General features: G+C 67.7%; 25 protein-coding genes. All 25 read left to right on the plus strand.

The annotated features are described in order from the left end of the window. Window positions 1–124: flagellin (locus RCF13_RS01260; protein ID WP_253189396.1), on the plus strand; the 124-nt coding region annotated here is incomplete at its 5' end. Between the two features lie 215 nt (window positions 125–339). Further along, window positions 340–1,692, plus strand: a complete 1,353-nt coding sequence (gene fliD, locus RCF13_RS01265; protein ID WP_049460612.1) for a flagellar filament capping protein FliD — start codon at window positions 340–342, stop codon at window positions 1,690–1,692. Window positions 1,693–1,822: 130 nt separating this feature from the next. After that, a complete protein-coding gene (gene fliS / locus RCF13_RS01270; protein WP_049460610.1) occupies window positions 1,823–2,242 on the plus strand; it encodes a flagellar export chaperone FliS in 420 nt (139 codons plus the stop codon). Continuing rightward, on the plus strand, window positions 2,242–2,541 hold the full coding sequence (locus RCF13_RS01275; protein WP_049461874.1) for a hypothetical protein: 300 nt from the start codon (window positions 2,242–2,244) through the stop codon (window positions 2,539–2,541). Before fliS ends, RCF13_RS01275 begins: the two co-directional genes overlap by 1 nt. Continuing rightward, on the plus strand, window positions 2,538–3,116 hold the full coding sequence (locus RCF13_RS01280; protein WP_049460606.1) for a PilZ domain-containing protein: 579 nt from the start codon (window positions 2,538–2,540) through the stop codon (window positions 3,114–3,116). The genes RCF13_RS01275 and RCF13_RS01280 overlap by 4 nt, the downstream gene beginning before the upstream one ends. Window positions 3,117–3,207: 91 nt before the next feature. Continuing rightward, entirely contained in the window at window positions 3,208–3,840 is a 633-nt protein-coding gene (locus RCF13_RS01285; protein ID WP_049460605.1) for a response regulator transcription factor, read from the plus strand. 329 nt (window positions 3,841–4,169) lie between these two features. Beyond that, window positions 4,170–5,579, plus strand: coding sequence for an RNA polymerase factor sigma-54 (rpoN, locus tag RCF13_RS01290; protein WP_049460602.1), 1,410 nt, complete (start codon window positions 4,170–4,172; stop codon window positions 5,577–5,579). A 14-nt stretch (window positions 5,580–5,593) separates the two neighbouring features. Further along, on the plus strand, window positions 5,594–5,971 hold the full coding sequence (locus RCF13_RS01295; protein ID WP_049460600.1) for a response regulator transcription factor: 378 nt from the start codon (window positions 5,594–5,596) through the stop codon (window positions 5,969–5,971). Beyond that, window positions 5,968–7,476, plus strand: a complete 1,509-nt coding sequence (locus RCF13_RS01300) for a sigma-54 dependent transcriptional regulator (RefSeq protein WP_049460598.1) — start codon at window positions 5,968–5,970, stop codon at window positions 7,474–7,476. Before RCF13_RS01295 ends, RCF13_RS01300 begins: the two co-directional genes overlap by 4 nt. A gap of 186 nt (window positions 7,477–7,662) precedes the next feature. After that, the gene (locus RCF13_RS01305; protein ID WP_049460596.1) at window positions 7,663–8,079 is read left to right on the plus strand and encodes a hypothetical protein; all 417 of its coding nucleotides are present in this window, start codon (window positions 7,663–7,665) and stop codon (window positions 8,077–8,079) included. Window positions 8,080–8,414: 335 nt separating this feature from the next. Next, complete coding sequence (fliE, locus tag RCF13_RS01310) at window positions 8,415–8,780, plus strand: flagellar hook-basal body complex protein FliE (protein WP_005409552.1); 366 nt, start codon at window positions 8,415–8,417, stop codon at window positions 8,778–8,780. Window positions 8,781–8,793: 13 nt separating this feature from the next. Further along, the gene (gene fliF / locus RCF13_RS01315; protein WP_049460594.1) at window positions 8,794–10,440 is read left to right on the plus strand and encodes a flagellar basal-body MS-ring/collar protein FliF; all 1,647 of its coding nucleotides are present in this window, start codon (window positions 8,794–8,796) and stop codon (window positions 10,438–10,440) included. 7 nt (window positions 10,441–10,447) lie between these two features. Beyond that, the gene (gene fliG / locus RCF13_RS01320) at window positions 10,448–11,434 is read left to right on the plus strand and encodes a flagellar motor switch protein FliG (protein ID WP_024958226.1); all 987 of its coding nucleotides are present in this window, start codon (window positions 10,448–10,450) and stop codon (window positions 11,432–11,434) included. Next, complete coding sequence (locus RCF13_RS01325; RefSeq protein ID WP_049460592.1) at window positions 11,431–12,072, plus strand: FliH/SctL family protein; 642 nt, start codon at window positions 11,431–11,433, stop codon at window positions 12,070–12,072. The genes fliG and RCF13_RS01325 overlap by 4 nt, the downstream gene beginning before the upstream one ends. Beyond that, window positions 12,069–13,454: a FliI/YscN family ATPase gene (locus tag RCF13_RS01330; RefSeq protein WP_049460591.1), complete on the plus strand. Its 1,386-nt coding sequence runs from the start codon at window positions 12,069–12,071 to the stop codon at window positions 13,452–13,454. Before RCF13_RS01325 ends, RCF13_RS01330 begins: the two co-directional genes overlap by 4 nt. 3 nt (window positions 13,455–13,457) lie before the next feature. Continuing rightward, window positions 13,458–13,925 (plus strand): flagellar export protein FliJ, encoded by a 468-nt coding sequence (gene fliJ, locus RCF13_RS01335; RefSeq protein WP_308140750.1) that lies wholly within the window; start codon window positions 13,458–13,460, stop codon window positions 13,923–13,925. Further along, entirely contained in the window at window positions 13,925–15,094 is a 1,170-nt protein-coding gene (locus RCF13_RS01340) for a flagellar hook-length control protein FliK (protein ID WP_049460589.1), read from the plus strand. Before fliJ ends, RCF13_RS01340 begins: the two co-directional genes overlap by 1 nt. A gap of 127 nt (window positions 15,095–15,221) precedes the next feature. Continuing rightward, window positions 15,222–15,737 (plus strand): flagellar basal body-associated FliL family protein, encoded by a 516-nt coding sequence (locus RCF13_RS01345; RefSeq protein ID WP_005416435.1) that lies wholly within the window; start codon window positions 15,222–15,224, stop codon window positions 15,735–15,737. Between the two features lie 10 nt (window positions 15,738–15,747). Further along, window positions 15,748–16,752: a flagellar motor switch protein FliM gene (gene fliM / locus RCF13_RS01350; RefSeq protein WP_049460586.1), complete on the plus strand. Its 1,005-nt coding sequence runs from the start codon at window positions 15,748–15,750 to the stop codon at window positions 16,750–16,752. Further along, window positions 16,749–17,084, plus strand: coding sequence for a flagellar motor switch protein FliN (gene fliN, locus RCF13_RS01355; protein WP_005409543.1), 336 nt, complete (start codon window positions 16,749–16,751; stop codon window positions 17,082–17,084). The genes fliM and fliN overlap by 4 nt, the downstream gene beginning before the upstream one ends. Before the next feature lie 17 nt (window positions 17,085–17,101). Beyond that, on the plus strand, window positions 17,102–17,500 hold the full coding sequence (gene fliO / locus RCF13_RS01360; protein ID WP_171974416.1) for a flagellar biosynthetic protein FliO: 399 nt from the start codon (window positions 17,102–17,104) through the stop codon (window positions 17,498–17,500). A 1-nt stretch (window position 17,501) separates the two neighbouring features. Further along, entirely contained in the window at window positions 17,502–18,281 is a 780-nt protein-coding gene (fliP, locus tag RCF13_RS01365; protein ID WP_049460579.1) for a flagellar type III secretion system pore protein FliP, read from the plus strand. Between the two features lie 59 nt (window positions 18,282–18,340). Next, the gene (locus RCF13_RS01370) at window positions 18,341–18,610 is read left to right on the plus strand and encodes a flagellar biosynthetic protein FliQ (RefSeq protein WP_005413254.1); all 270 of its coding nucleotides are present in this window, start codon (window positions 18,341–18,343) and stop codon (window positions 18,608–18,610) included. Window positions 18,611–18,623: 13 nt separating this feature from the next. Further along, complete coding sequence (gene fliR, locus RCF13_RS01375) at window positions 18,624–19,415, plus strand: flagellar biosynthetic protein FliR (protein ID WP_049460577.1); 792 nt, start codon at window positions 18,624–18,626, stop codon at window positions 19,413–19,415. 167 nt (window positions 19,416–19,582) lie between these two features. Further along, window positions 19,583–21,715: an EAL domain-containing protein gene (locus tag RCF13_RS01380; RefSeq protein WP_308140751.1), complete on the plus strand. Its 2,133-nt coding sequence runs from the start codon at window positions 19,583–19,585 to the stop codon at window positions 21,713–21,715. The last annotated feature ends 184 nt before the right edge of the window (window positions 21,716–21,899 follow it).

The raw sequence follows: 21,899 nt of genomic DNA on the forward strand, positions 1-21,899 counted from the left end.
CACCGACTACGCCAAGGAAACCGCTGAACTGACCCGCACGCAGATCCTGCAGCAGGCCGGTACCGCGATGCTGGCCCAGGCCAACCAGTCGCCGTCCAGCGTGATGAGCCTGCTGCAGGGCTGATCCCCCGCACCGGTTCAGGCAGTACAGAAAGGCCGCCTTCGGGCGGCCTTTCTGCGTCTGTGACCGCGGCCGGCGTCCAGCGCCCCCCCCGGCTGGCACAGGCCTTGCAGCGGCGCATGCATCGGCGCACGCATGTGCGCTCAAGCTTCCATTCCGGCGGCCGATAGCCATTGCAACGGCAGTGGCTTCGCCCGCCCACAGCACAAGGACTTCTCATGGCCATCGGCACCATCGGTACCGGTCTCGACATCCCCACCCTGGTTGCGCAGCTGGTTGCCAAGGAGCGCGAGCCGCAGGAAAACCAGATCAACGCGCTGGGCACGGCGGCGACCTCGAAGCTGTCGGCCATCAGCACCATCAAGAGTGGCCTGTCCAATCTGCAGACCGCGCTGGCCGCTTTGGTCAAGAGTGCCGACAACCCCGGCTACAAGACCACCCTGGGCACCGATGTCACCTTCACCGCCGCCGTCGATACCGGCGACAACGCCACCAGCCCGGTGGCCGGCACCCACCAGGTGCAGGTGCAGCAGCTGGCACAGAACCAGAAGCTCAGCTCCAAGGCATTCGACAAGGATGCGGCGATCGGCGGCGGTAAATTGACGATCGGCTACGGCGACACCAGCCTGGACGTGGACATTGCCGCCGACAGCAAGCTGGCCGACGTGGCCAAGGCGATCAACAAGGCCTCCGGCGGCAAGGGCGTGGTCGCCTCGGTGGTGACCGCCGACGATGGCCAGCACCTGGTACTGACCGCGGTGGATTCCGGCGAAGCCGGCGCGATCACGGTCACCCCGTCCGGCGGCAACGGCACCCTGGATGACCTGGCTTACGACGGCACCGCCTCCTCGAAGATGGAAGTGATGGTGGAAGCCAAGGACGCGATCGTGATCGTGGACGGCTTCACCCGTACCTCCAGCTCCAACACCATTTCCGACCTGGTGCCGGGCGTCACGCTCACGCTGACCAAGGCCAACCCGGACGTGAAGCAGACCCTGACCGTCGGCCGCGACAACAGCGCGCTGAAGGCCAACCTGACCGCCTTCGTGACTGCCTACAACGCGATCAACACGCAGCTGAAGTCCGCCACCGCCTACAACAGCACGACCAATACGGCCTCGGCACTGACTGGCGATGCCATGGTGCGTGGCCTGCAGCAGCAGCTACGCGGGCAGCTGAGCCCCAACGTGAATGAACTGAAGGCGCTGGGCATCACCCTGGCCACCGACGGCACCTTGACGCTGGACAGCACCAAACTGGACGCGGCCATCGCCAAGGACCCCGAATCGGTCGCCAACATGTTCGGCGCCGACGGCAAGGTCGGCAAGTCGATGACCGACATGCTGAAGAGCAACCTGGACGCCACCACCGGCACCATCACCCAGCGCACCAACACGCTGAACAAGCAGATCAAGGATCTGGAAAAGCGCCTGGACGATCTGGATGCGCGCATGGAACAGGTGTCCACCCGCTACACCAAGCAGTTCACCTCGATGGAGTCGCTGGTCAGCCAGATGCAGACCACCAGCGACTACCTGACCCAGCAGCTGGCCAAGAAGACCAGCAGCTGAACCCGCACGGCGGCGCTCAAGTTTGGCGCCGCCGGCGCCGATACAAACAGCAACACAATGCAGGGCCCGTGGCGGGCCCTGATGCCACCGACAGGCCATGCGCCGGGTGGCCAACCAGGAGACTCATTCAATGTACGGTTCCAGCCGTCAGTACGCAGAGCAGTACCGCAAGGTCGGGGTGAACACCGCCGTGTCCGACGCCGACCCGCACAAGTTGGTTGCACTGCTGCTGACCGGAGCGTGCGAACGCATCCGCCTGGCCGAAGCCTGCATCGAGCGCAACGACCAGGCGCGCAAGGGCAAGGCCATCGGCGAGGCCTGCGCCATCGTCGGCCACCTCAATGGTTCGCTGGACCATGAGGCCGGCGGCGAGATCGCCGGCAATCTGTCGGCGCTGTACGACTACGTGCAGCAGCGCCTGACCGAAGCCAACCTGCACAACGATGTGGTGGCCCTGCAGGAAGCCCTGCAGCTGCTGACCGAGATCGACGCGGCCTGGAATGCGATTCCGCAGGACCAGCGCCAGCGCGCCGCCGGGGCTCCTGCCTGATGGACGCCGTGCTTGCCCCGCTGCACGCCGAACTGGACGCCCTAGACGCTGCGCTGACCACCGTTTCGGGCGAAGACTGCGCCGCGCTGCTGGGCCAGTACGATGCCAACCTGCGCAAGGCCATGGACGTGCACGGTGCGATCCTGGGCGCCGATGCGCTGCAGGGCCTGCTGCAGCACCAGCACGACCTGAGCGCGCGCATGCGCCTGCTGCGCGATGAAGCGGCCAGCCACCTGCAGCAGGGCCGCACCTCCCTTCGCGCAGCCCATGCATACCTGCAGGCAGAATCGCTGGCATGACCCTGCTGCCGACCACCTCGCTGCACCACCCGGCCGAAAGCGAGCTGTTCGACGAAACGCTCAGCTGCGAACTGGCCCTGCCTGCCGAGTACCAGGCCGGCAGCGCGCTGGGCCGTACCGGCAATGCCGAAGCCCTGCTGCGCAGCCTGGCCCTGGTGGAAGACAGCAGAGTTGACGAGCACGAGGAGCGCAGCGAAGCCACCCTGCAGCTGCAGCGCCTGGAAGCCAAGCTGGACCTGACCATGGTGCTGCTGGGCCGGCTGGTGCGCCAGCAGGGCCACGACCTGCCCCTGCGCCCGGTACGCTGGTCGCGCCGCGGCATCCGCCTGCAGCTGGGCCCGCGCAGCGGCGCCAGCCCGGGCCAGGCCGGCGTCGTCCGCCTGCAGCCCAGCGACTGGCTGCCCGACCATATCGACCTGCCGGTGGAAGTGGTGGCCGAAGCCGCCGACGGCAGCGGCGGCCACTTCCTGTGGCTGCGCTTCAGTCATCTGGGCGATGGCCTGGAAATGGCCATGGAACGCCACCTTTTCCGTCTACACCGTCGACAGGTTGCCGAAGCGCGCCGGGCGCGCTGAACGCCGTCACCGTAGTGCGTGGCCGACGGGCCTTGGCGGGCCCGTTCAGCTAAGTTAAGGTGGACTCCCCTCACGGACCTGCTGCGTGCCTGTGCGAGTTCTCATCGTCGACGATCACACTCTGGTTCGCGCCGGCCTGGCGCGGCTGTTGCAGGGGTTTGCCGACGTGCAGCTGGTGGCCGAAGCGAGCAACGCCGAACAGGCGCTGCAACTGGCCCTGCAGCATGCACCTGACGTGGTGCTGATGGATCTTTCCCTGCCCGGCCGCACCGGCCTGGAAGCGCTGAGCGACATCCGCCTGCGCGCACCCGGCACCCGGGTGGTGATGATGACCATGCATGACGACGCCGCCCATGTGCGCGATGCACTGGACCGCGGCGCCGTGGGTTTCGTGGTGAAGGATGCCGCGCCGCAGGAACTGGAACTGGCCCTGCGTGCCGCCCATGCCGGCCAGGTGTTCCTGAGCCCGCAGATCTCGGCCAAGATGCTGGCGCCCATGCTGGGCCGCGAAAAGCCCACCGGCATTGCCGCGCTGTCGCCGCGCCAGCGCGAGATCCTGCGGCAGATCGGCAAGGGCGAAAGCAACAAGGAAATCGCCGCCGACCTGGGCATCAGCGTGAAGACGGTGGAGACCCATCGCGCGCGCATGATGGAATCGCTGGGCTGCCGCCGCGCCAACGATCTGCTGCTGCTGGCCGCCCGCCACCAGCACGAGTTGGAATGATCGTCCGCCGGAAACCCCGCGCATTGCGCGTTGGTCGACCAACGGTCGACCCTACCGACCCGGGCCCTGCATCGGCGACGACTTCCCGTCACCCCGACAGACCCTGACAGGTTTCCGTACAGCCCGACCCACCTTTGCCCGGCTTTGCTCACCAGCAATCAACGATTTAGCCGCGGCCATCGTCAACTTCCCGCGCTTTCGTAGGGATTTCCCCTACAGCGTGTCGGGAACTCAACCAAGCGCCTCAGGAACCCCCCGATTCCGGACCTGCCGGATCAAAAGCAAGATGTGTTCCACAAGGCGCCGGGGAGCGGTGCCGGGGAACCACGATGAAGGCTGCACTCTCGACCCAGCTGGGCCAACAACTACACCTGACGCCGCAGCTGCTGCAGTCGATCCGCCTGCTGCAGCTCGATGGCCTGCACCTGGAACAGGAAATCCAGCGCCTGCTCGATTCCAATCCGCTGCTGGAAATCGAAGAAGCCGAGGCACCCGTTGCCGACGCCAGCGATGCCACCGCCACCACCCTGGAAACGGCGGCCTTCGATGAGCTGCCCGAATCGTCCATGTGGGACGTGGCCGGCACCAGCTGGCAGGACGGCGACGATGACCGCATGGCGCGCATTGCCGCCGGCGAATCCAGCGACCCGCAGCTGCGCGTGCTGCAGCGCCTGGCACTGGACCTGGACGACCGTGGCCTGGCCATCGCCGCGTTCTGGCTGGAACACTGCGATGACGCCGGCTACCTGCAGGCCCCGCTGGCCCAGCTGCACCTGCTGGCCAGCGCCCAGTTCGATGTCGACGCCGCAGGCGTGGAAGCCATCCGCCAGCAGCTGCTGCACGGCGAACCGGCCGGCATGGCCGCGCAGGACCTGCGCGAATGCCTGCTGGCCCAGCTGTACAGCCTGCAGGGTCTGGTACCGGGCCGGCACCTGGCCGGGCGCATCCTGGAAGGTGCGCTCGACGCCCTGGCCGCCCACGACTACCTGGCCCTGGCCCGCCAGCACGACGCTGAAGTGGACGACGTGCGTGAAGCGGTGCGCCTGATCCTGTCCCTGCAGCCGCGCCCGGGCGACAGCCTGCAGACCGACAGCAACGTGGCCGTGGTACCGGACGTGGTGGCCTGGCATACCGACGAGCAGTGGAAGGTGGCGTTGAACCCGGCCACCAGCCGCCGCGTGTCGATCAACAGCCAGTACGAACAGGCCCTGGCCGATACCGCCGATGCCGCCCCTGCCCTGCGCGAAATGCTGCAGGAAGCCCGCTGGTTCAGCCGCGGCCTGTCCATGCGCTACGACACCCTGCTGCGCACCGCGCGGGTGATCGTCGAACGCCAGGCCGCCTTCCTGGTCCGTGGCGACGAAGCCATGGCACCGCTGACCCTGAAGGAAGTGGCCGAAGAAATTGGTATGCACGAATCCACCGTTTCGCGCATCACCACCGGCAAGTACCTGCAGACCCCGCGCGGCACCTTCGAATTGAAGCACTTCTTCGCCGTGCGCCTGGAAGGTGCCAGCGTGTCCGGGCAGGCCGTGAAAGCCATGGTGCGCCGCCTGATCGACGCCGAGCCGGCCGGCCGCCCGCTGGCCGACGAGGCCATCGCCGGCCTGCTGTCGCGACAGGGGGTGAACATTGCCCGCCGAACCGTCGCAAAATACCGCGAACAACTGGATATCGCTCCGGCCCGCGAACGGCGCCGGATCAGCGCCAGGCAACCCCAGCTGGCCCGGGTGGGCTGAAAAGGATGTTGGACATGAACAAGCTCACAGTGCTGCTGGTCGATGACCATGAAGGTTTCATCAACGCCGCCATGCGTCATTTCCGCAAGATCGACTGGCTGCAGATCGTTGGCAGCGCCGGCAACGGCCTGGAAGCGATCGAGCGCTCGGAAAGCCTGCGCCCGCAGGTGGTGCTGATGGATCTGGCCATGCCGGAAATGGGCGGCCTGCAGGCCACCCGCCTGATCAAATCGCAGGATGATGCCCCGTACATCGTGATTGCCAGCCACTTCGACGACGTCGAGCACCGCGAACACGCGCTGCGCGCCGGCGCCGACAACTTCGTCAGCAAGCTGTCCTATATCCAGGAAGTCATGCCGATCCTGGAAGGCCTCAGGGAGGATAGATCGTGAGCGAATCGCGCATCCTGGTACTGGACAACGATGCCGTGCGCGCCGAGCGCACCGTTGCCCTGCTGGAATTCATGGATTTCAACCCGCGCTGGGTCTCCGACGCGGCCGATTTCGACCTGGGCCGCCAGCGCCAGAACGACTGGATGGCGGTGATCGTCGGCAGCCTGGACGAAAGCCCGGCCAGCACCGCGCTGTACGCGTGGCTTGGTGGCAGCAGCCTGCCGCCGCCGGTGCTGCTGGCCGATGGCGATGCCGCCACGTTCGCCCACCAGCATGGCCTGCACGAAGCCAACATCTGGCCGCTGGAAGCACCGCTGCGCCACGCGCAGATGGAAGCCCTGCTGCGACGTGCCAGCCTGAAGCGGCTGGATGCCGAGCACCAGGCCGGCGCCGTGCAGGACCAGGGCCCGACCGGCACCGGCCCGGCAGTGACCACCCTGCGCACCATGATCGAACAGGTGGCCGCCTTCGACACCACCGTGCTGGTGCTGGGCGAATCGGGCACCGGCAAGGAAGTCGTCTCGCGCGCCATCCACCAGCGCTCGCCGCGCCGTGACGGCCCGTTCGTTGCGATCAACTGTGGCGCCATTCCGGCCGACCTGCTGGAAAGCGAACTATTCGGTCACGAAAAGGGCGCCTTCACCGGCGCACTGACCGCGCGCAAGGGCCGTTTCGAAATGGCCGAGGGCGGCACCCTGCTGCTGGACGAAATCGGCGACATGAGCCTGCCGATGCAGGTGAAGCTGCTGCGCGTGCTGCAGGAACGCAGCTTCGAACGCGTGGGCGGCAACCAGACCATCCGCTGCAACGTGCGCGTGGTCGCCGCGACCCATCGGGATCTGGAAAGCCGCATTGCCGAAGGCAAGTTCCGCGAGGATCTGTTCTACCGCCTGAACGTGTTCCCGATCGACGTACCGGCCCTGCGCGAACGCCGCGAAGACCTGCCCGCGCTGGTGGAAACCATCGCCGCGCAGCTGGCCCGCACCGGCCGTGGCGAAGTGCGCTTCACCCCCGAGGCCCTGCAGGCGCTGGCCGGCTACGAATGGCCGGGCAACGTGCGCGAACTGACCAACCTGGTCGAGCGCCTGGCCGTGCTGCACCCGGGTGGCTCGGTGCGCGTGCAGGACCTGCCGGCCCGCTACCGTGGCGACGCCGCGCTGGCCCCGGTGGCGCCCGCCCCTGCCCCTACGCCGGTGGCCAGCAGCGAAGACCGCCTGGACCTGCGCAGCTTCTCCTTCCACACCCCCGGCAGCGGCGGCCAGCCGGCGCTGGAACACGGCATCGCAGTGAACCGCGCCAACGCCCCGGCGGCCCTGCCCGACGACGGCCTGGACCTGCGCAACCACATGGCCAGCATCGAACTGGGCCTGATCAACGAAGCCCTGGAACGCACCCAGGGCGTGGTTGCCCACGCCGCCCAACTGCTGGGCCTGCGCCGCACCACCCTGGTGGAAAAGCTGCGCAAGTACGGCATCGAACGCGAGCAGGCCGAACTGGCCGGCTGAACCGCGCCACCAGCATGAAGGGGGCACGAACGCCTGGGCTCGCCCGGGCGTTGGTGTTTTGGGCCCCTGGGCTCACATCCCCTTGCTGCGGAGCGGGATCTGAGCCCATTGCTTTTGCACGTTTTCCTAGAGACAACACCGCCGCAGTGCGGAGCATGGCGAGGACACCCCCAAGGAGGTTCCACCATGCATCGCCTTGCCCTGCTCGCCACCCTGCTCTGCCCGGCCCTGGCCACCGCGGCCAACTGCACGCTACCTGTCACGCTGGACCAGCGCCACTTCACCAACCTCAGCGATCCGTTGTATGCGCCGGACAATCCGAACGCCGGACGCATGGTGCAGGTCAGCTTCACCGGCAACCAGTACGTGCTGGATATCCTCGGCACCGACCTGCGCATCGGCGGCAGCTACCGCTACCAGCGCCTGGCCCCGCATATCGCGGAGATCCAGATGAGCGAAAGCCACCCGGCCGGCCCCGCACGCTACACCCTGCTGCTGACCTGCCTGAGCGACCGCCAGGGCCGCTTCATCTACACCCAGCACGACGGCCCCATCGCGCCGCGCCAGCGCCAGAATTCCGGCCACTGGACCCTGCAGCCGTAGGCCAGAAAACCGACGCCGGTTAAATGGCGCCTTCAATGGGGTCAGAGCCCGTTGCGTTGCAACGGGATCCGACCCCGTGCCGACCAACGGTCGGCACCCACCATCAGTAGCAGGTTTCAACAGATCGCGGCCACCTGTCGCCGGACCCAGCCCGCCACGCCACGGATAGCCCGATTTTGACGTTGACGTTGACGTTGATTCGGCGGGTGCAGGGCGCAGCCCTGCCAGCACACACACACCAGACCCTCACGTCACTGAATCGAAAACCGGTTTCGGCACGGCACTTGCACCTGCTCCAGCAGACAACCCCATCCCTGTTTCTGGAACCGTTGCAGATGTCCCACTCCGTCACTTCGATCCTTTCGCAGATCCGCTCCTATCAGACCCAGATGGGGCAGCCGGCGCTCAACCCGCTGGGCGAAACGCCGCGCAGCAACGCCCTGCCGGGCACGGTGCTGGACGCGCCGCAGGCCCAGCCGGCCAGCTTCACCGAAACCCTGCGTGGTGCGATTGCCGGCGTCAACGATGCGCAGCAGAAGTCCGGCGCCCTCGCCAAGGCCTTTGAAATGGGCGACCCCAGCGCCGACCTGGCCAAGGTGATGGTCGCCTCGCAGCAGTCCCAGATCGCCTTCCGCGCCACCGTGGAAGTCCGCAACCGTCTCGTCCAGGCCTACCAGGACGTGATGAACATGCCGCTGTAAGGAACATTGACGCATGGCACTGACGCTCTCCAAGGACAGCCTGAACGCCGAGAAGGCCGGGCAATGGTTCGACCGCCTGCAGAGTCTGCAGATCACCCGTCGGCTGGGCCTGATGGCGATGATCGCGGTGGCGGTGGCGGCAGGCCTGTCCGTGTTCTTCTGGTCACAGAAGCCGGGCATGGTCCCGCTGTACACCGGCCTGGACCAGAAGGCGACCGCTGAGGCGACCGACCTGCTGCGCGCCGCGCAGATTCCGTTCGCGCTCGATCCGGCCACCGGTGGCATCACCGTCCCGGAAAAGAACCTGCACGACGCCCGCCTGAAGCTGGCCGGCTCCGGCCTGACCGACAGTGGCAAGCTCGGCTTCGAGCTGATGGAACGCGACCCGGGCTTCGGCGTCAGCCAGTTCGTGGAAAGCGCGCGCTACCAGCACGCGCTGGAAACCGAGCTGTCGCGCACCATCAACACGCTGCGCCCGGTACGTGATTCACGCGTGCATCTGGCCATTCCCAAGCCCAGCGCCTTCACCCGCCAGCGTGACGTGGCCAGCGCCTCGGTCACCCTGGAACTGCGGGGCGGCCAGCAGCTGGAACGCAGCCAGGTGGACGCCATCGTGCACATGGTCGCGGCCAGCATTCCGGACCTGGCGCCGGAACGGGTGACCGTGGTCGACCAGAGCGGGCGCATGCTCAGCATCACCGACCCGAACAGCGAGGCGGCGGTCAACGCCGCGCAGTTCGAGCAGGTGCGGCGCCAGGAAACCTCGTTCAACCAGCGCATCCGCGAGCTGCTGGAGCCGATGACCGGCCCCGGCCGCGTCAACCCGGAAGTGAGCGTGGACATGGACTTCTCGGTGACCGAGGAAGCCCGTGAGCTCTACAACGGTGAACCGCAGAAGCTGCGCAGCGAGCAGATGAGCGAGAACACCAGCAGCACGCCGGGTCCGCAGGGCGTGCCGGGTGCCACCAGCAACAGTCCGCCGGGCCAGCAGGCCGCGCCGGCCACCGCGCAGACCCCGACCGAAAGCAGCAAGAACGCCACCCGCAACTACGAGCTGGACCGCACCCTGCAGCACACCCGCCAGCCGGCCGGCCGCATCAAGCGCGTGTCGGTGGCGGTGCTGGTGGACAACGTGCCGCGCGCCGGCGCCAACGGCAAGATGAGCCCGCAGCCGCTGTCGGCCGCCGAACTGACCCGCGTCGAGGCGCTGGTCAAGCAGGCCGTCGGCTTCAACGCCGAGCGTGGCGACACCGTGTCGGTGATGAATGCCCCGTTCGTGCGCGAGACCACGCCCGAACAAGGCCCGGCCTGGTGGGAGCTGCCGTGGGTGCACGATGCCGGCCGCATGCTGCTGGGCGCGGTGGTGGTGCTGGCGCTGCTGTTCGGCGTGCTGCGTCCGGCGCTGCGCGCGATCACCGGCCAGAGCAGGAAGGCAGACGAGCAGGCGCTGGAGCCGCATACGGCGGATGTGCAGCTGGTCGATGACGATGGCATTGCGCTGCCAGCGCTGGGCACCGACCGGGCAAGCCTGGGCGGACCGGATGCGCTCGCACTGCCGGTGGATTCATATGAGGAACGACTGCGGATGGCGCGTGAAGCCGTGAAGACCGACTCCAAGCGCGTGGCCCAGGTGGTCAAAGGCTGGGTGGCCAATGACTGAGGCACAACTGACCGGAGTACAGCGCGCGGCCGTGCTGCTGCTTTCGCTGGGTGAGCTGGATGCGGCCGAAGTGCTGCGCCACATGGAACCCAAGGAAGTACAGAAGATCGGCATCGCCATGGCCACCATGACCGACATCACCCGCGAGCAGGTGGAGCGGGTGATGGACCAGTTCGGCCAGGAACTGGGCTCGAAGACCTCGCTGGGCGTGGGCTCGGATGACTACATCCGCAACATGCTGGTGCAGGCGCTGGGCAGCGAGAAGGCCGGCAACCTGATCGACCGCATCCTGCTCGGCCGCAACACCACCGGCCTGGACGCGCTGAAGTGGATGGACCCGCGTGCAGTGGCCGACCTGGTGCGCAACGAGCACCCGCAGATCATCGCCATCGTGATGGCGCACCTGGAAACCGACCAGGCCGCCGACGCGCTGAAGCTGCTGCCGGACCGTACCCGCGTGGATGTGCTGCTGCGCATCGCCACCCTCGACGGTATTCCGCCGAACGCGCTCAATGAACTCAACGAGATCATGGAGCGCCAGTTCGCCGGCAACCAGAACCTGAAGTCGTCGAACATCGGCGGCGTGCAGTGCGCGGCCAACATCCTGAACTTCATGGACAGCGGCCAGGACCAGGCAATCCTGGGCGAAATCGCGCGCATCGATGCGCCGTTGAGCAACCGCATCCAGGACCTGATGTTCGTGTTCGACGACCTGGTCGACCTGGACGATCGCGAGATGCAGCTGGTGCTGCGCGAGGTGAGCGGCGAGCGCCTGGGCCTGGCCCTGCGCGGCGCCGACATCAAGGTGCGCGACAAGATCACCCGCAACATGTCGCAGCGCGCGGCCGAGATCCTGCTGGAGGACATGGAAGCCCGCGGCCCGGTGCGCCTGTCCGACGTGGAAGGCGCACAGCGCGAGATCCTGGCGATCGTCAAGCGCATGGCCGATGAAGGCACCGTCACCATCGGTGGCAGCGCGGAGGCCATGCTGTGAGCAACGTCGTGCGCTGGCTTGCCCCGGACCTGCTGGCCCAGCCCGAACCGGTACTGGAGCAGGAGGGTGCGTTCGAACTCACCGAGCCGGATCCGGAACACGATCCGGAGCCGCCGCTGCAGCTGCCGACCCTTGAAGAGATCCAGGCGATCCAGGACAGCGCCGAGAAGGAAGGGTTCGAACAGGGCCATGCCGACGGCTACGGCCAGGGCCAGGCCGAAGTACGTCGCCTCGCCGCGCAGATCGAAGGGATCCTGGACAACTTCAGCCGGCCGCTGGTGCGGCTGGAGAACGAAGTGGTCGGTGCACTCGGCGAACTGGCGGTGCGCATCGCCGGCGCACTGGTCGGCCGCGCCTACGAAGCCGAGCCGGCACTGCTGGCGCAGCTGGTCGGCGAAGCGATCGACGCCGTGGGCGGCAGCACCCGCGAGGTTGAAGTGCGGCTGCACCCGGATGACATCGCTGCCCTCGCCCCGCTGCTGAACCTTTCACCGGTGCAGCGCCTGGTACCGGATACCAGCCTCAGCCGTGGCGACCTGCGCGTGCACGCCGAAGCCGTGCGCATCGACGGCACCCTGGAAGCCCGCCTGCGCGGGGCCCTGGATGCGGTGATCCGCCAGACCGGAGCCACCGCATGAGCGTCGGACCGCAAACCACTCCGCCGCCGGCCGACTGGGCCGTAGCCCGCAACCTGCGCCTGGCGCGGCGCCTGGATGGCCTGCGCGTGGACACCGCGCATGGTCGTGGCCTGATCCGCGAGGGCGTGTTGCGCCGTGCGGTCGGGCTCACCCTGGAGGCGGTCGGCTGCGAAGCGCCGCTGGGTGCCAGCTGCAAGGTGGAAGTGGTCGATGGTGGCTGGGTCGACGCCGAAGTGGTCGGCTTCGCCGGCGAGCGCACCTACCTGATGCCCAGCGCCGAACTGCATGGCCTGCTGCCCAATGCCCGGGTGGTGCCATCGGCGCGCCGGGGCGGCGTGGAAGTGGGCGAAGGCCTGCTCGGCCGCGTCATCGACAGCGACGGCGTGCCGCTGGATGGCAAGGGCCCGATCCGCGCCGAAGGCCATGTTGGCATGGCCGGCGTGTCGATCAATCCGCTGGCGCGTGAACCGATCACCCAGCCGCTGGACGTGGGCGTGCGCGCGATCAACGCGCTGCTGCCGATCGGCCGCGGCCAGCGTGTCGGCCTGTTCGCCGGCTCCGGCGTCGGCAAGTCGACGCTGCTGGGCATGATGACCCGCTACACCGCCGCCGACGTGATCGTGGTCGGCCTGATCGGTGAACGCGGCCGCGAAGTGCGCGATTTCGTCGAGACCACGCTGGGCGAGGAAGGCCTGCGCCGCGCCGTGGTGGTCGCCAGCCCTGCCGACCGGCCGCCGCTGGCGCGTCTGCATGGTGCCTACCGCTCCACCGCCATTGCCGAGTGGTTCCGCGACCAGGGCCTGAACGTGCTGCTGCTGATGGACTCGCTGACCCGCTTCGCCCAGGCGCAGCGCGAGATCGGCCTGTCGGTCGGCGAACCGCCGACCACCCGCGGCTATCCGCCGTCGGTGTTCGCCAAGCTGCCGGCACTGGTCGAACGCGCCGGCAATGGCGCCAAGGGCCGTGGCTCGATCACCGCGTTCTACACGGTGCTGACCGAAGGCGATGATCCGCAGGATCCGATCGCCGATGCCGCGCGCGCGATCCTCGACGGCCACATCCTGCTCTCGCGCCGCGTGGCCGACAGCGGCTTGTACCCGGCCATCGACGTCGAGTCGTCGGTCAGCCGCGTGGTCACGGAAATCGCCGACGAACCGTGGCGCCTGCGCATCCGCAAGTTGAAGCGACTGGTCTCGGCCTATTCGGCCAACCGGGACCTGATCGCGATCGGTGCTTACCAGCGCGGCAACGACGCGGCCACCGACGAAGCCCTGGAACGCTGGCCGGAAATCATGGAGTTCCTCGGCCAGGACGTTGCCAAGGCCGCAGATCTCCCGCACAGCCAGGCGGCGCTGCAGCGCCTGGTGGAACAAGAGAGTTAAGCCATGAACCAGTCCAAGCGCATCGATCCCCTGCTCAAGCGGGCCCAGGAACATGAGGACGCGGTCGCCCGCGACCTGGCCGAACGCCAGCGCGTGCTCGACTCCCATCTGTCGCGACTGGACGAACTGCGCCGCTATGCCGAGGAGTACGCCAACGCACAGATGGCGGCGACCAGCCCGGCACAGTTGCTCAACCGCCGCGCCTTCCTCGATCGACTGGACAGCGCGGTCGAGCAGCAGCAGGCCACGGTCAATGGCAACCGCGAAAAAGTGGAGGCCGAGCGCGCACGCCTGATCCTGGCCAGCCGTGACAAGGCGGTGCTGGAGCAGCTGGCCGCCAGCTACCGGGCGCAGGAAAAGGTGGTGACCGACCGCCGCGACCAGCGCGAGATGGACGACATTGGCGCACGGCGTGCACGCCTGGTGCAGGCCGAAGACCAGGACGGCGCCGAGCAGGGAGGCCGCTCGTGATGCCCGCCCCGCTCGCCAGCAGCGCCAACACGGCCACGCCCGCCACCAGCAACAGTGCCGCACGCGCCTCGCGCAGCGAAGGCGGAAAGGACTTCAGCCAGCTGCTGCAGGGCGGCGCACCGTCTGCACCCACGCCAGCCGGGAGCGCCACGACACCGATGCCATCCACGCCGAGCCAACCATCGACCGCCGACAGCAATGGCCAGGCACCGGGTGAACGCACCGCGGACGCCGAAGCGGCAACTGCTGAAACGCCGTCGCTGCCGCCCGTTGCCGTGACCCCGGCTGGACCCGGCACCGAAAAGGACAAGCCCGCCCCGACCGAGGACGCCCCGTGGCCACCGCCCGGCCTGGCCGGCCTGGTGCTGGCGATGCCGATGCCTGCCGATCCGGCCGCTGCTCTGCCGACCACCGCTGCACCGGCGCTGGCCAGCGACGGTAGCGCGCTGCCTGCTGCTGCCCCCGCCACGAACCCGACACTGCCTGCAGACGCACCGGCGACGGCCACCACAACCCCAGTGGCGGCTGACGCCAAACCGGCGGCGACCAGTGCGGACGATGCCACGGCGCTGCCACTGCCGGAGATGATCCTGCCCGGCAAGCGCAGCGAGCGCGGCGAAGGCAGTGACGTGGCCGCCGTTGGCGACCGCGCCAGCACACCCCTGCTGCACGCCCCGGCAGCAGCCGCCGTACAGGACCTCAAGGCGGCGCTCGCCGCCGGCAATGCGATCTTCAATGGCGAGCCGACGCCGAAACCCGTGCTGGGTGACGATGGCTTCGACCAGGCCATCGGCGCACGCCTGGGTTGGCTGGCCGACCAGAAGATCGGCCACGCCCACATCCGCCTGAGCCCGGACGACATGGGCCCGGTCGACGTGCGCCTGCAGTTGAACGGCGACAAGGTGCATGCCAGCTTCAGCAGCCCGCACGTGGACGTGCGGCAAGCGCTGGAAAGCAGCCTGCCGCGCCTGCGCGAGCTGCTGGGCGAACAGGGCTTCCAGCTGGCCCACGCCGATGTCGGCCACCAGTCCCCGGGTGGTGAGGGCAATGCGCCGGGCCAGCCCGGTGGCAGCGGCATCATCGGCGACGGAGAACCGACGCCGGGCGATGCCAGCGTGTCGTCGGCGCAGTTGATCCGCCAGCGCGGACTGCTGGACGCCTACGCCTGACAGGCGTGCCGACCAAGGTTGGCACCTACCGGCACAGGTTTGCGACGGAATTCCGTCGCATCCCGCTGCCCGGCCTTCGGCATGCCCCTTGCATATCCCGGTGAAGCAACCCTCAGGAGCTTCACCCGTGGCCGCAGCCGCTGACAAAACCAAGAAGACCGCAGAGAAGGACAAGGCCGCCAAGCCGCGTAGTCCGATCCTGATCACCGCGCTGGTGGCCGTACTGGCCGCCGCTGCCGCCGGTGGCGGCGTGTGGTTCTTCACCCAGTCCAAGCACGAAGAGAAGACCGCGCAGGCGCCGAAGAAGAGCGCGACCCCAGCCCCGGCACAGTACTTCGCGCTGGACCCGGCCTTCGTGGTCAACCTCAATGGCCCGGTCGACGGCCCGCGTTACCTGCAGCTGGAGGTCCAGCTGATGACCCGCGACCCGGCCGCGCTGGAAGCGATCAAGACCCACGCCCCGGCCATCCGTGCGCGCCTGCTGATGCTGTTCTCGCAGGTCAGCCCGGACCAGATCGCCGATGTCGCCGGCAAGCAGAAGCTGCAGGCCGCCTCATTGGCCGAGGTGCAGAAGGTACTCAAGGCCGAGACCGGCAGCAACGGCGCCGACGATCTGCTGTTCACCAGCTTCGTGACCCAGTAAGGGCCCACCGATGAATGATCTGCTGTCCCAGGACGAGATCGATGCCCTGCTCCACGGCGTGGACAGTGGCGCGGTCGAGACCGATGCGGAACCCCCGTCAGGCGAAGCGCGCTCGTACGACTTCGCCAGCCAGGACCGCATCATCCGTGGTCGCATGCCGACCCTGGAAATGGTCCATGAGCGCTTCGCGCGCCTGTGGCGGATCGGCCTGTTCAACCTGATCCGCCGCTCGGCCGAACTGTCGGTGCGCGGCATCGAACTGATCAAGTTCAACGACTACATGCACTCGCTGTATGTACCGACCAACCTGAACCTGATCCGCTTCAAGCCGCTGCGCGGCACCGGCCTGATCGTGTTCGAGCCGACCCTGGTGTTCGCCATCGTCGACAATTTCTTCGGCGGCGACGGGCGCTACCCCACCCGCATCGAGGGCCGCGAGTTCACGGCTACTGAAATGCGGGTCATCCACCTGCTGTTGAAGCAGACCTTCGCCGATCTGCGCGAAGCGTGGGCACCGGTGATGGATGTCGACTTCGAGTACATCAACTCGGAGATCAACCCGCATTTCGCCAACATCGTGACCCCGCGCGAATATGTGGTGGTGTGCCGCCTGCACGTCGAGCTCGACGGTGGAGGCGGCGACATCCACGTCACCCTGCCCTACTCGATGCTGGAACCGATCCGCGAACTGCTCGACGCCGGCATCCAGAGCGACCGCAACGACCGCGACGAGAGCTGGGGCAAGACCCTGCGTGAGCAGCTCAACGTCGCCGAAGTCACCCTGTCCAGCTTGCTGGCCAGCAAGCGCATGACCCTGCGCGACCTGACCCAGCTGAAGGTCGGCGACATCCTGCCGATCGAGCTCAGCCCGCAGGTGCCGCTATGCGTGGAGAACATCCCCGTGTTCACCGGCGAGTTCGGCATCGCCAACGGCATGAACGCCGTGAAGATCACCGCTACCCATCCGCCGGGCACCCGCCCGCGCGTACCCGTCATCCAGGAAGACCCGCAATGAACGATATCGACGCCCTCGAACCGACCCCGGCCCAGTTCAGCAGCCTGCAGGCCGATGAGGCAAATGGTCCGGACCTGAACCTGGACGTGATCCTCGATGTGCCGGTGACCCTGTCGCTGGAAGTCGGTCGTGCCCGCCTGCCGATCCGCAACCTGCTGCAGCTCAACCAGGGCTCGGTGGTGGAACTGGAACGCGGTGCAGGCGAATCGCTGGACGTGTTCGTCAACGGCACCCTGATCGCCCACGGCGAAGTGGTGGTGATCAACGACCGCTTCGGCGTGCGCCTGACCGACGTGGTCAGCCCCAGCGAGCGTATCCGGAGACTGCGTTGAGCCTGCTGGCCTCCACCCTGCTCGCGGTCGGCAAGGCCGCCGCGCCGATCGGCCCGCAGGTCGGCCAGCATGCGGCCGCCGCACCCAGCCTGTTCGGTGCGGTGCTGGCGCTGCTGGCGGTGCTGGCGCTGGTGATCGGCTTGGGCTGGCTGCTCAAGCGCATGCCCGGCAGCGGCTTCCGCCCGGCCGAAGGCATGAAGCTGGTGGCCAGCCTCAGTGTCGGCGCCAAGGAACGCGTGGTGGTGGTGGAGGTCAATGGCCAGCAACTGCTGCTGGGCGTCACCGCCGGCGGCATCAACACCCTGCATACCCTAGCCGAACCGCTGCCGCCGCCAGCACCGGTGCGCGTGCCGGACTTCAAGAACCTGCCGAATTTCGCCCAGCTGCTGCAGCAGCGGCTGCGCAAGGATCCCTGACATGCGTGTCACCCGTACCCGACTTGCCACCCTGATGCCGTGGCTGCTGTTGCTTGCCCTGTGCCTGTTGCCGGCGCTGGCGTTGGCCGCGCCCGGCGCGCCGGCCACCCCTCTGCCGGACGTCAACGTCGGCAAGATCGGCGGCCAGCCGGTCAGCCTGCCGCTGCAGACCCTGCTGCTGATGACCGCGATCACCCTGATCCCGTCAATGCTGCTGGTGCTGACCTCGTTCACCCGCATCATCATCGTGCTGGGCCTGCTGCGCCAGGCGCTGGGCACCGGCCAGACGCCGTCCAACCAGGTGCTGCTGGGCCTGGCCCTGTTCCTCACCGCGATGGTGATGATGCCGACCTGGGACAAGGCGTGGAGCGCGGGCATGGCGCCCTACCTCAACGGCGACATCGACTTCCAGACCGCATGGACGCTGACCACGCAGCCACTGCGCGGCTTCATGCTGGCGCAGATCCGCGAGACCGACCTGATGACCTTTGCCGGCATCGCCGGGCATGGCACCTACGCCAGCCCCGACGCGATCCCGTTCCCGGTGCTGGTCGCTTCGTTCGTCACCAGTGAACTGAAGACCGCCTTCGAGATCGGATTCCTGATCTTCATCCCGTTCGTGATCATCGACCTGGTCGTTGCCAGCGTGCTGATGTCGATGGGCATGATGATGCTGTCGCCGATGCTGGTCTCGGCGCCCTTCAAGATCCTGCTGTTCGTGCTGGTCGATGGCTGGGTGCTGACCGTGGGTACGTTGGCGGCGAGCTTCAATCCGGCCTGATATCCCCCGTAACGCGCAGTCGAGCAGGGCTCGACTCTACATGAGCAGATGGAATCCGAATGTCTCCCGAACTTGCCTTGACTGAACTGCGTGGCGGCCTGATCACCGTATTGTGGGTGGCCGGCCCGCTGCTGCTCACCGTACTGGTGGTGGGCGTGGTGGTCGGTGTCGTGCAGGCCGCGACCCAGCTCAACGAACCGACCATCGCCTTCGTCGCCAAGGCGGCAGCGCTGACCGCAGTGCTGTTCGCGCTGGGCAGCCTGCTGATCGGCCACCTGGTTGAATTCACCACGCTGCTGTTCCAGCGCATCCCACACCTGATCGGCTAGGACACGCGCTTCGATGGACGCCGCGACACAGATGGCGGCCGACGGCCTTCAGGCCTTCGGCATGATCGGCACCGTACTGTGGACCATGCTGCGCATCGGCGCTGTGGCCATGGCCATGCCCATGGTCGGGACCCGCGCCGTCCCGTCACGGGTGCGCGTGGTGCTGGCTGGCACCCTGGCCATCGCACTGGCCCCGCTCCTGCCCCCGGTGCCGGACTGGACCGGCTTCGACGCCGCCACGGTGCTGACCATCGCGCGCGAGCTGGCCATTGGCGTATCCATCGGCTTCCTGCTGCGGCTGGTGTTCGAAGCAGGTGCGATGGCGGGCGAACTGATCGCGCAGGGCACCGGCCTGGCCTTCGCGCAGATGAGCGACCCGCTGCGCGGTGGTACCTCCGGCGTGATCGGACAGTGGTTCTATCTGCTGTTCGGACTGCTGTTCTTCACCGCCAACGGCCACCTGGCGCTGATCTCGCTGCTGGTGGACAGCTATCGCGCGCTGCCGATTGGCGCCCCGCTGCCTGATCCCCATGCCTTCTTCAGCATCGCTCCGACTTTCCTGCTGACCGTGCTGCGCGGTGCGCTGACCCTGGCCATCCCGCTGACCGTGGCGATGCTGGCGGTGAACCTGGCCTTCGGTGTCCTGGCGCGAGCCGCCCCTGCGCTGAACCCGATCCAGCTGGGCCTGCCGGTTTCGCTGCTGCTGGGCCTGTTCCTCCTGGCGCTGCTGGCCGGGGAAATGGGGCCGCCGGTACAGCGCCTGTTCGACGCCGCCTTCCAGGCCGCGGACGCGGTCACACGCTGACCCGGTCATCACGTATTGCCGCTTGAAGTCCCCCCCGGTCTGCGCGTTAGAGTGAATGCGCGGCAACCGGGGGGATGCCGCACCTGGCCGGCGCCCGTTCGCGTTGGCCTGCCTCATGCATGCCCCACCGTGGTTTCCGTCGACAGGCAGGTCCGGGAGACTGACGAATGCTGGTAGGCACGTACAACCCGTGGCTGGTGGCGATCTCGCTGTTGGTTGCCGTGATGGCGTCGTACACGGCGCTGGCCATGGCAGGACGCACGGTCACCGCCCCGGGCAGGGCAGCCGCCTGGTGGTGGCGCCTGGGGGGCGGATTCGCCATGGGCCTGGGTGTCTGGTCGATGCACTTCATCGGCATGCTGGCCTTCGATCTGCCCATTGCACTGGGCTACGACCTGCCCATCACCCTGCTCTCGCTGGCCCTGGCGATCGCCTCGTCGGTGTTCGCACTGTGGCTGGTCTCACTGCGTACCCTGCCCCATCCTCGATTGGCCGGTGGTGCCCTGCTGATGGGCACCGGCATTGCCGGCATGCACTACGTCGGCATGGCAGCGATGCGCATGCAGCCCGGGATCGACTACGACCCGGGCTGGCTGCTGCTCTCCCTGGTGGTGGCGGTGGCCGCTTCGTGGACCGCGCTGTACGTGGCGTTCCGCCTGCGCGCGCAGCGCACCCGCGTCGGTGACCGGTTGGCGGCCGCCGGCCTGCTCGGCCTGGCCATCGTCGGCATGCACTACACCGGCATGGCCGCCGCGCGTTTCCCGGAAGGCAGCATTTGCGGCGCCGCGGTCGGTGATGGCCTGCAGAGCGAGTGGCTGGCGATGCTGGTGGTGGTGTTGACGGTTGCGATCCTGGCGGTGGTGCTGGTGGTCTCGTGGCTGGACCAGCGTGTGGAGGCGCAGCTGCTGCGGCTTCGCAACTCGATGCTGAGCACCTCGTTGACCGATGCCCAGCAGGAATTGACCCAGGCCGCACTGCACGATCCGCTGACCCGCCTGCCGAACCGCCTGCTGCTGCAGCGGCGCATCGTGCAGGCGCTGGCCGAAGCCGAACAGGGCGGCAGCCGTTTCGCGGTGATGTTCATGGACCTGGACGGATTCAAGCAGGTCAATGATGCCTACGGCCATCAGGCCGGCGACGCACTGCTGGTGGCGGTGGCCGAGCGTACCCGCCAGCTGCTCCGGCCCAACGATATGCTCGCCCGTCTGGGCGGCGACGAATTCGTGCTGGTGGTGCGCATCGAGCACGACGAGGACCTGCCCACCCTCGCCCGGCGCATCCTGCAGGCGGTGGGCAGCGGCCCGTTGCTGCCGGACAACGAACTTCAAGTGACCGCCAGCATCGGCGTGGCGATCTGCCCCGACCACGCTGCCAGCGAGCGCCAGTTGATGGCCTTCGCCGACGCGGCGATGTACCAGGCCAAGGAATCCGGACGCAACGCCTTCGTGCTGTTCGCCGACTGGATGAACGACAGTGCCGAGCAGCAGTTCCGGCTGCTGGCCGACCTGCGCCGTGCGATCGGCAGCGAGCAGCTGTTCCTGCACTATCAGCCGAAAATCCGCGTGGCCACCCAGAAGGTGGCCGGTGCCGAAGCGCTGATCCGCTGGAAACACCCGGAGCACGGACTGATCCCACCGGACCGCTTCATCCGCCTGGCCGAACGCAGCGGCGCGATCAACGAGATCGGTCGCTGGGCACTGGACCAGGCCTGCCAGCAGCTGCGCCGCTGGCGCGACGCCGGGCATGAAGGCTGGTCGATGTCGGTGAACCTGTCGCCGGTGCAGTTCAGTTCGCCACACCTGCTGCAGGATGTGCGTGAAGTGATCGAACGCCATGGCATTGCCCCGCGCCACCTGGTGCTGGAGATCACCGAAAGCACGGTCATGCGCGATACCGATACCAGCCTTCGCCTGCTGCAGGCGCTGTCGGCGCTGGGCGTGGGCATCTCCATCGATGATTTCGGAACCGGCTATTCCAGCCTGCTGTACCTGAAGCGGCTGCCCGCCACGGAGATCAAGATCGACCACGCCTTCGTGCGCGACCTGGAACACAGCGCCGAAGACGTGGTGATCGTCTCGGCGATCGTAGCGCTGGGCCACGCCCTGGACATGGACATCGTCGCCGAGGGCGTGGAGACTGCGGCGCAGCGTGCCTACCTGGAGCGGCTGGGCTGCGACTACCTGCAGGGCTACCTGCTGGGCCGCCCGGTCGACGCGGCGCGCTTCATGCAGCTGCACGACCTGCCGCGGCCGCGGGTGGAACTGGCGCAGAGCCCACCGCAACAACACCCGCCCGGATAACGCCGGGCAGCGCGACCACCCGCCATCACGGAACGATTCCTGCGGCACCCTCCTGTAGAGCCGAGCCCACGCTCGGCTGCGCTTCGCGCTTGGAGCCAACCGCAGCCGAGCATGGGCTCGGCTCTACAGGAGGGTCGTCGGTAGATCCACACCATGCGTGGAACAGTTCTTGCACGCCCTCCGG

Origin of the sequence: Stenotrophomonas maltophilia group sp. RNC7, from assembly GCF_030910085.1 — a bacterium.
Classification (GTDB): domain Bacteria; phylum Pseudomonadota; class Gammaproteobacteria; order Xanthomonadales; family Xanthomonadaceae; genus Stenotrophomonas; species Stenotrophomonas sepilia.

Excerpts from the sequence above, each read along its gene's own strand:
- RCF13_RS01275 (WP_049461874.1), top strand. The coding sequence starts at position 2,242 with ATGGACGCCGTGCTTGCCCCGCTGCACGCCGAACTGGACGCCCTAGAC.
- fliF (WP_049460594.1), top strand. The coding sequence starts at position 8,794 with ATGGCACTGACGCTCTCCAAGGACAGCCTGAACGCCGAGAAGGCCGGG.
- RCF13_RS01330 (WP_049460591.1), top strand. The coding sequence starts at position 12,069 with ATGAGCGTCGGACCGCAAACCACTCCGCCGCCGGCCGACTGGGCCGTA.
- fliP (WP_049460579.1), top strand. The coding sequence starts at position 17,502 with ATGCGTGTCACCCGTACCCGACTTGCCACCCTGATGCCGTGGCTGCTG.
- fliJ (WP_308140750.1), top strand. The coding sequence starts at position 13,458 with ATGAACCAGTCCAAGCGCATCGATCCCCTGCTCAAGCGGGCCCAGGAA.
- RCF13_RS01295 (WP_049460600.1), top strand. The coding sequence starts at position 5,594 with ATGAACAAGCTCACAGTGCTGCTGGTCGATGACCATGAAGGTTTCATC.
- fliE (WP_005409552.1), top strand. The coding sequence starts at position 8,415 with ATGTCCCACTCCGTCACTTCGATCCTTTCGCAGATCCGCTCCTATCAG.
- RCF13_RS01340 (WP_049460589.1), top strand. The coding sequence starts at position 13,925 with ATGCCCGCCCCGCTCGCCAGCAGCGCCAACACGGCCACGCCCGCCACC.
- fliD (WP_049460612.1), top strand. The coding sequence starts at position 340 with ATGGCCATCGGCACCATCGGTACCGGTCTCGACATCCCCACCCTGGTT.
- rpoN (WP_049460602.1), top strand. The coding sequence starts at position 4,170 with ATGAAGGCTGCACTCTCGACCCAGCTGGGCCAACAACTACACCTGACG.
- RCF13_RS01380 (WP_308140751.1), top strand. The coding sequence starts at position 19,583 with ATGCTGGTAGGCACGTACAACCCGTGGCTGGTGGCGATCTCGCTGTTG.
- RCF13_RS01280 (WP_049460606.1), top strand. The coding sequence starts at position 2,538 with ATGACCCTGCTGCCGACCACCTCGCTGCACCACCCGGCCGAAAGCGAG.
- RCF13_RS01305 (WP_049460596.1), top strand. The coding sequence starts at position 7,663 with ATGCATCGCCTTGCCCTGCTCGCCACCCTGCTCTGCCCGGCCCTGGCC.
- fliM (WP_049460586.1), top strand. The coding sequence starts at position 15,748 with ATGAATGATCTGCTGTCCCAGGACGAGATCGATGCCCTGCTCCACGGC.
- fliS (WP_049460610.1), top strand. The coding sequence starts at position 1,823 with ATGTACGGTTCCAGCCGTCAGTACGCAGAGCAGTACCGCAAGGTCGGG.
- RCF13_RS01370 (WP_005413254.1), top strand. The coding sequence starts at position 18,341 with ATGTCTCCCGAACTTGCCTTGACTGAACTGCGTGGCGGCCTGATCACC.
- fliR (WP_049460577.1), top strand. The coding sequence starts at position 18,624 with ATGGACGCCGCGACACAGATGGCGGCCGACGGCCTTCAGGCCTTCGGC.
- fliN (WP_005409543.1), top strand. The coding sequence starts at position 16,749 with ATGAACGATATCGACGCCCTCGAACCGACCCCGGCCCAGTTCAGCAGC.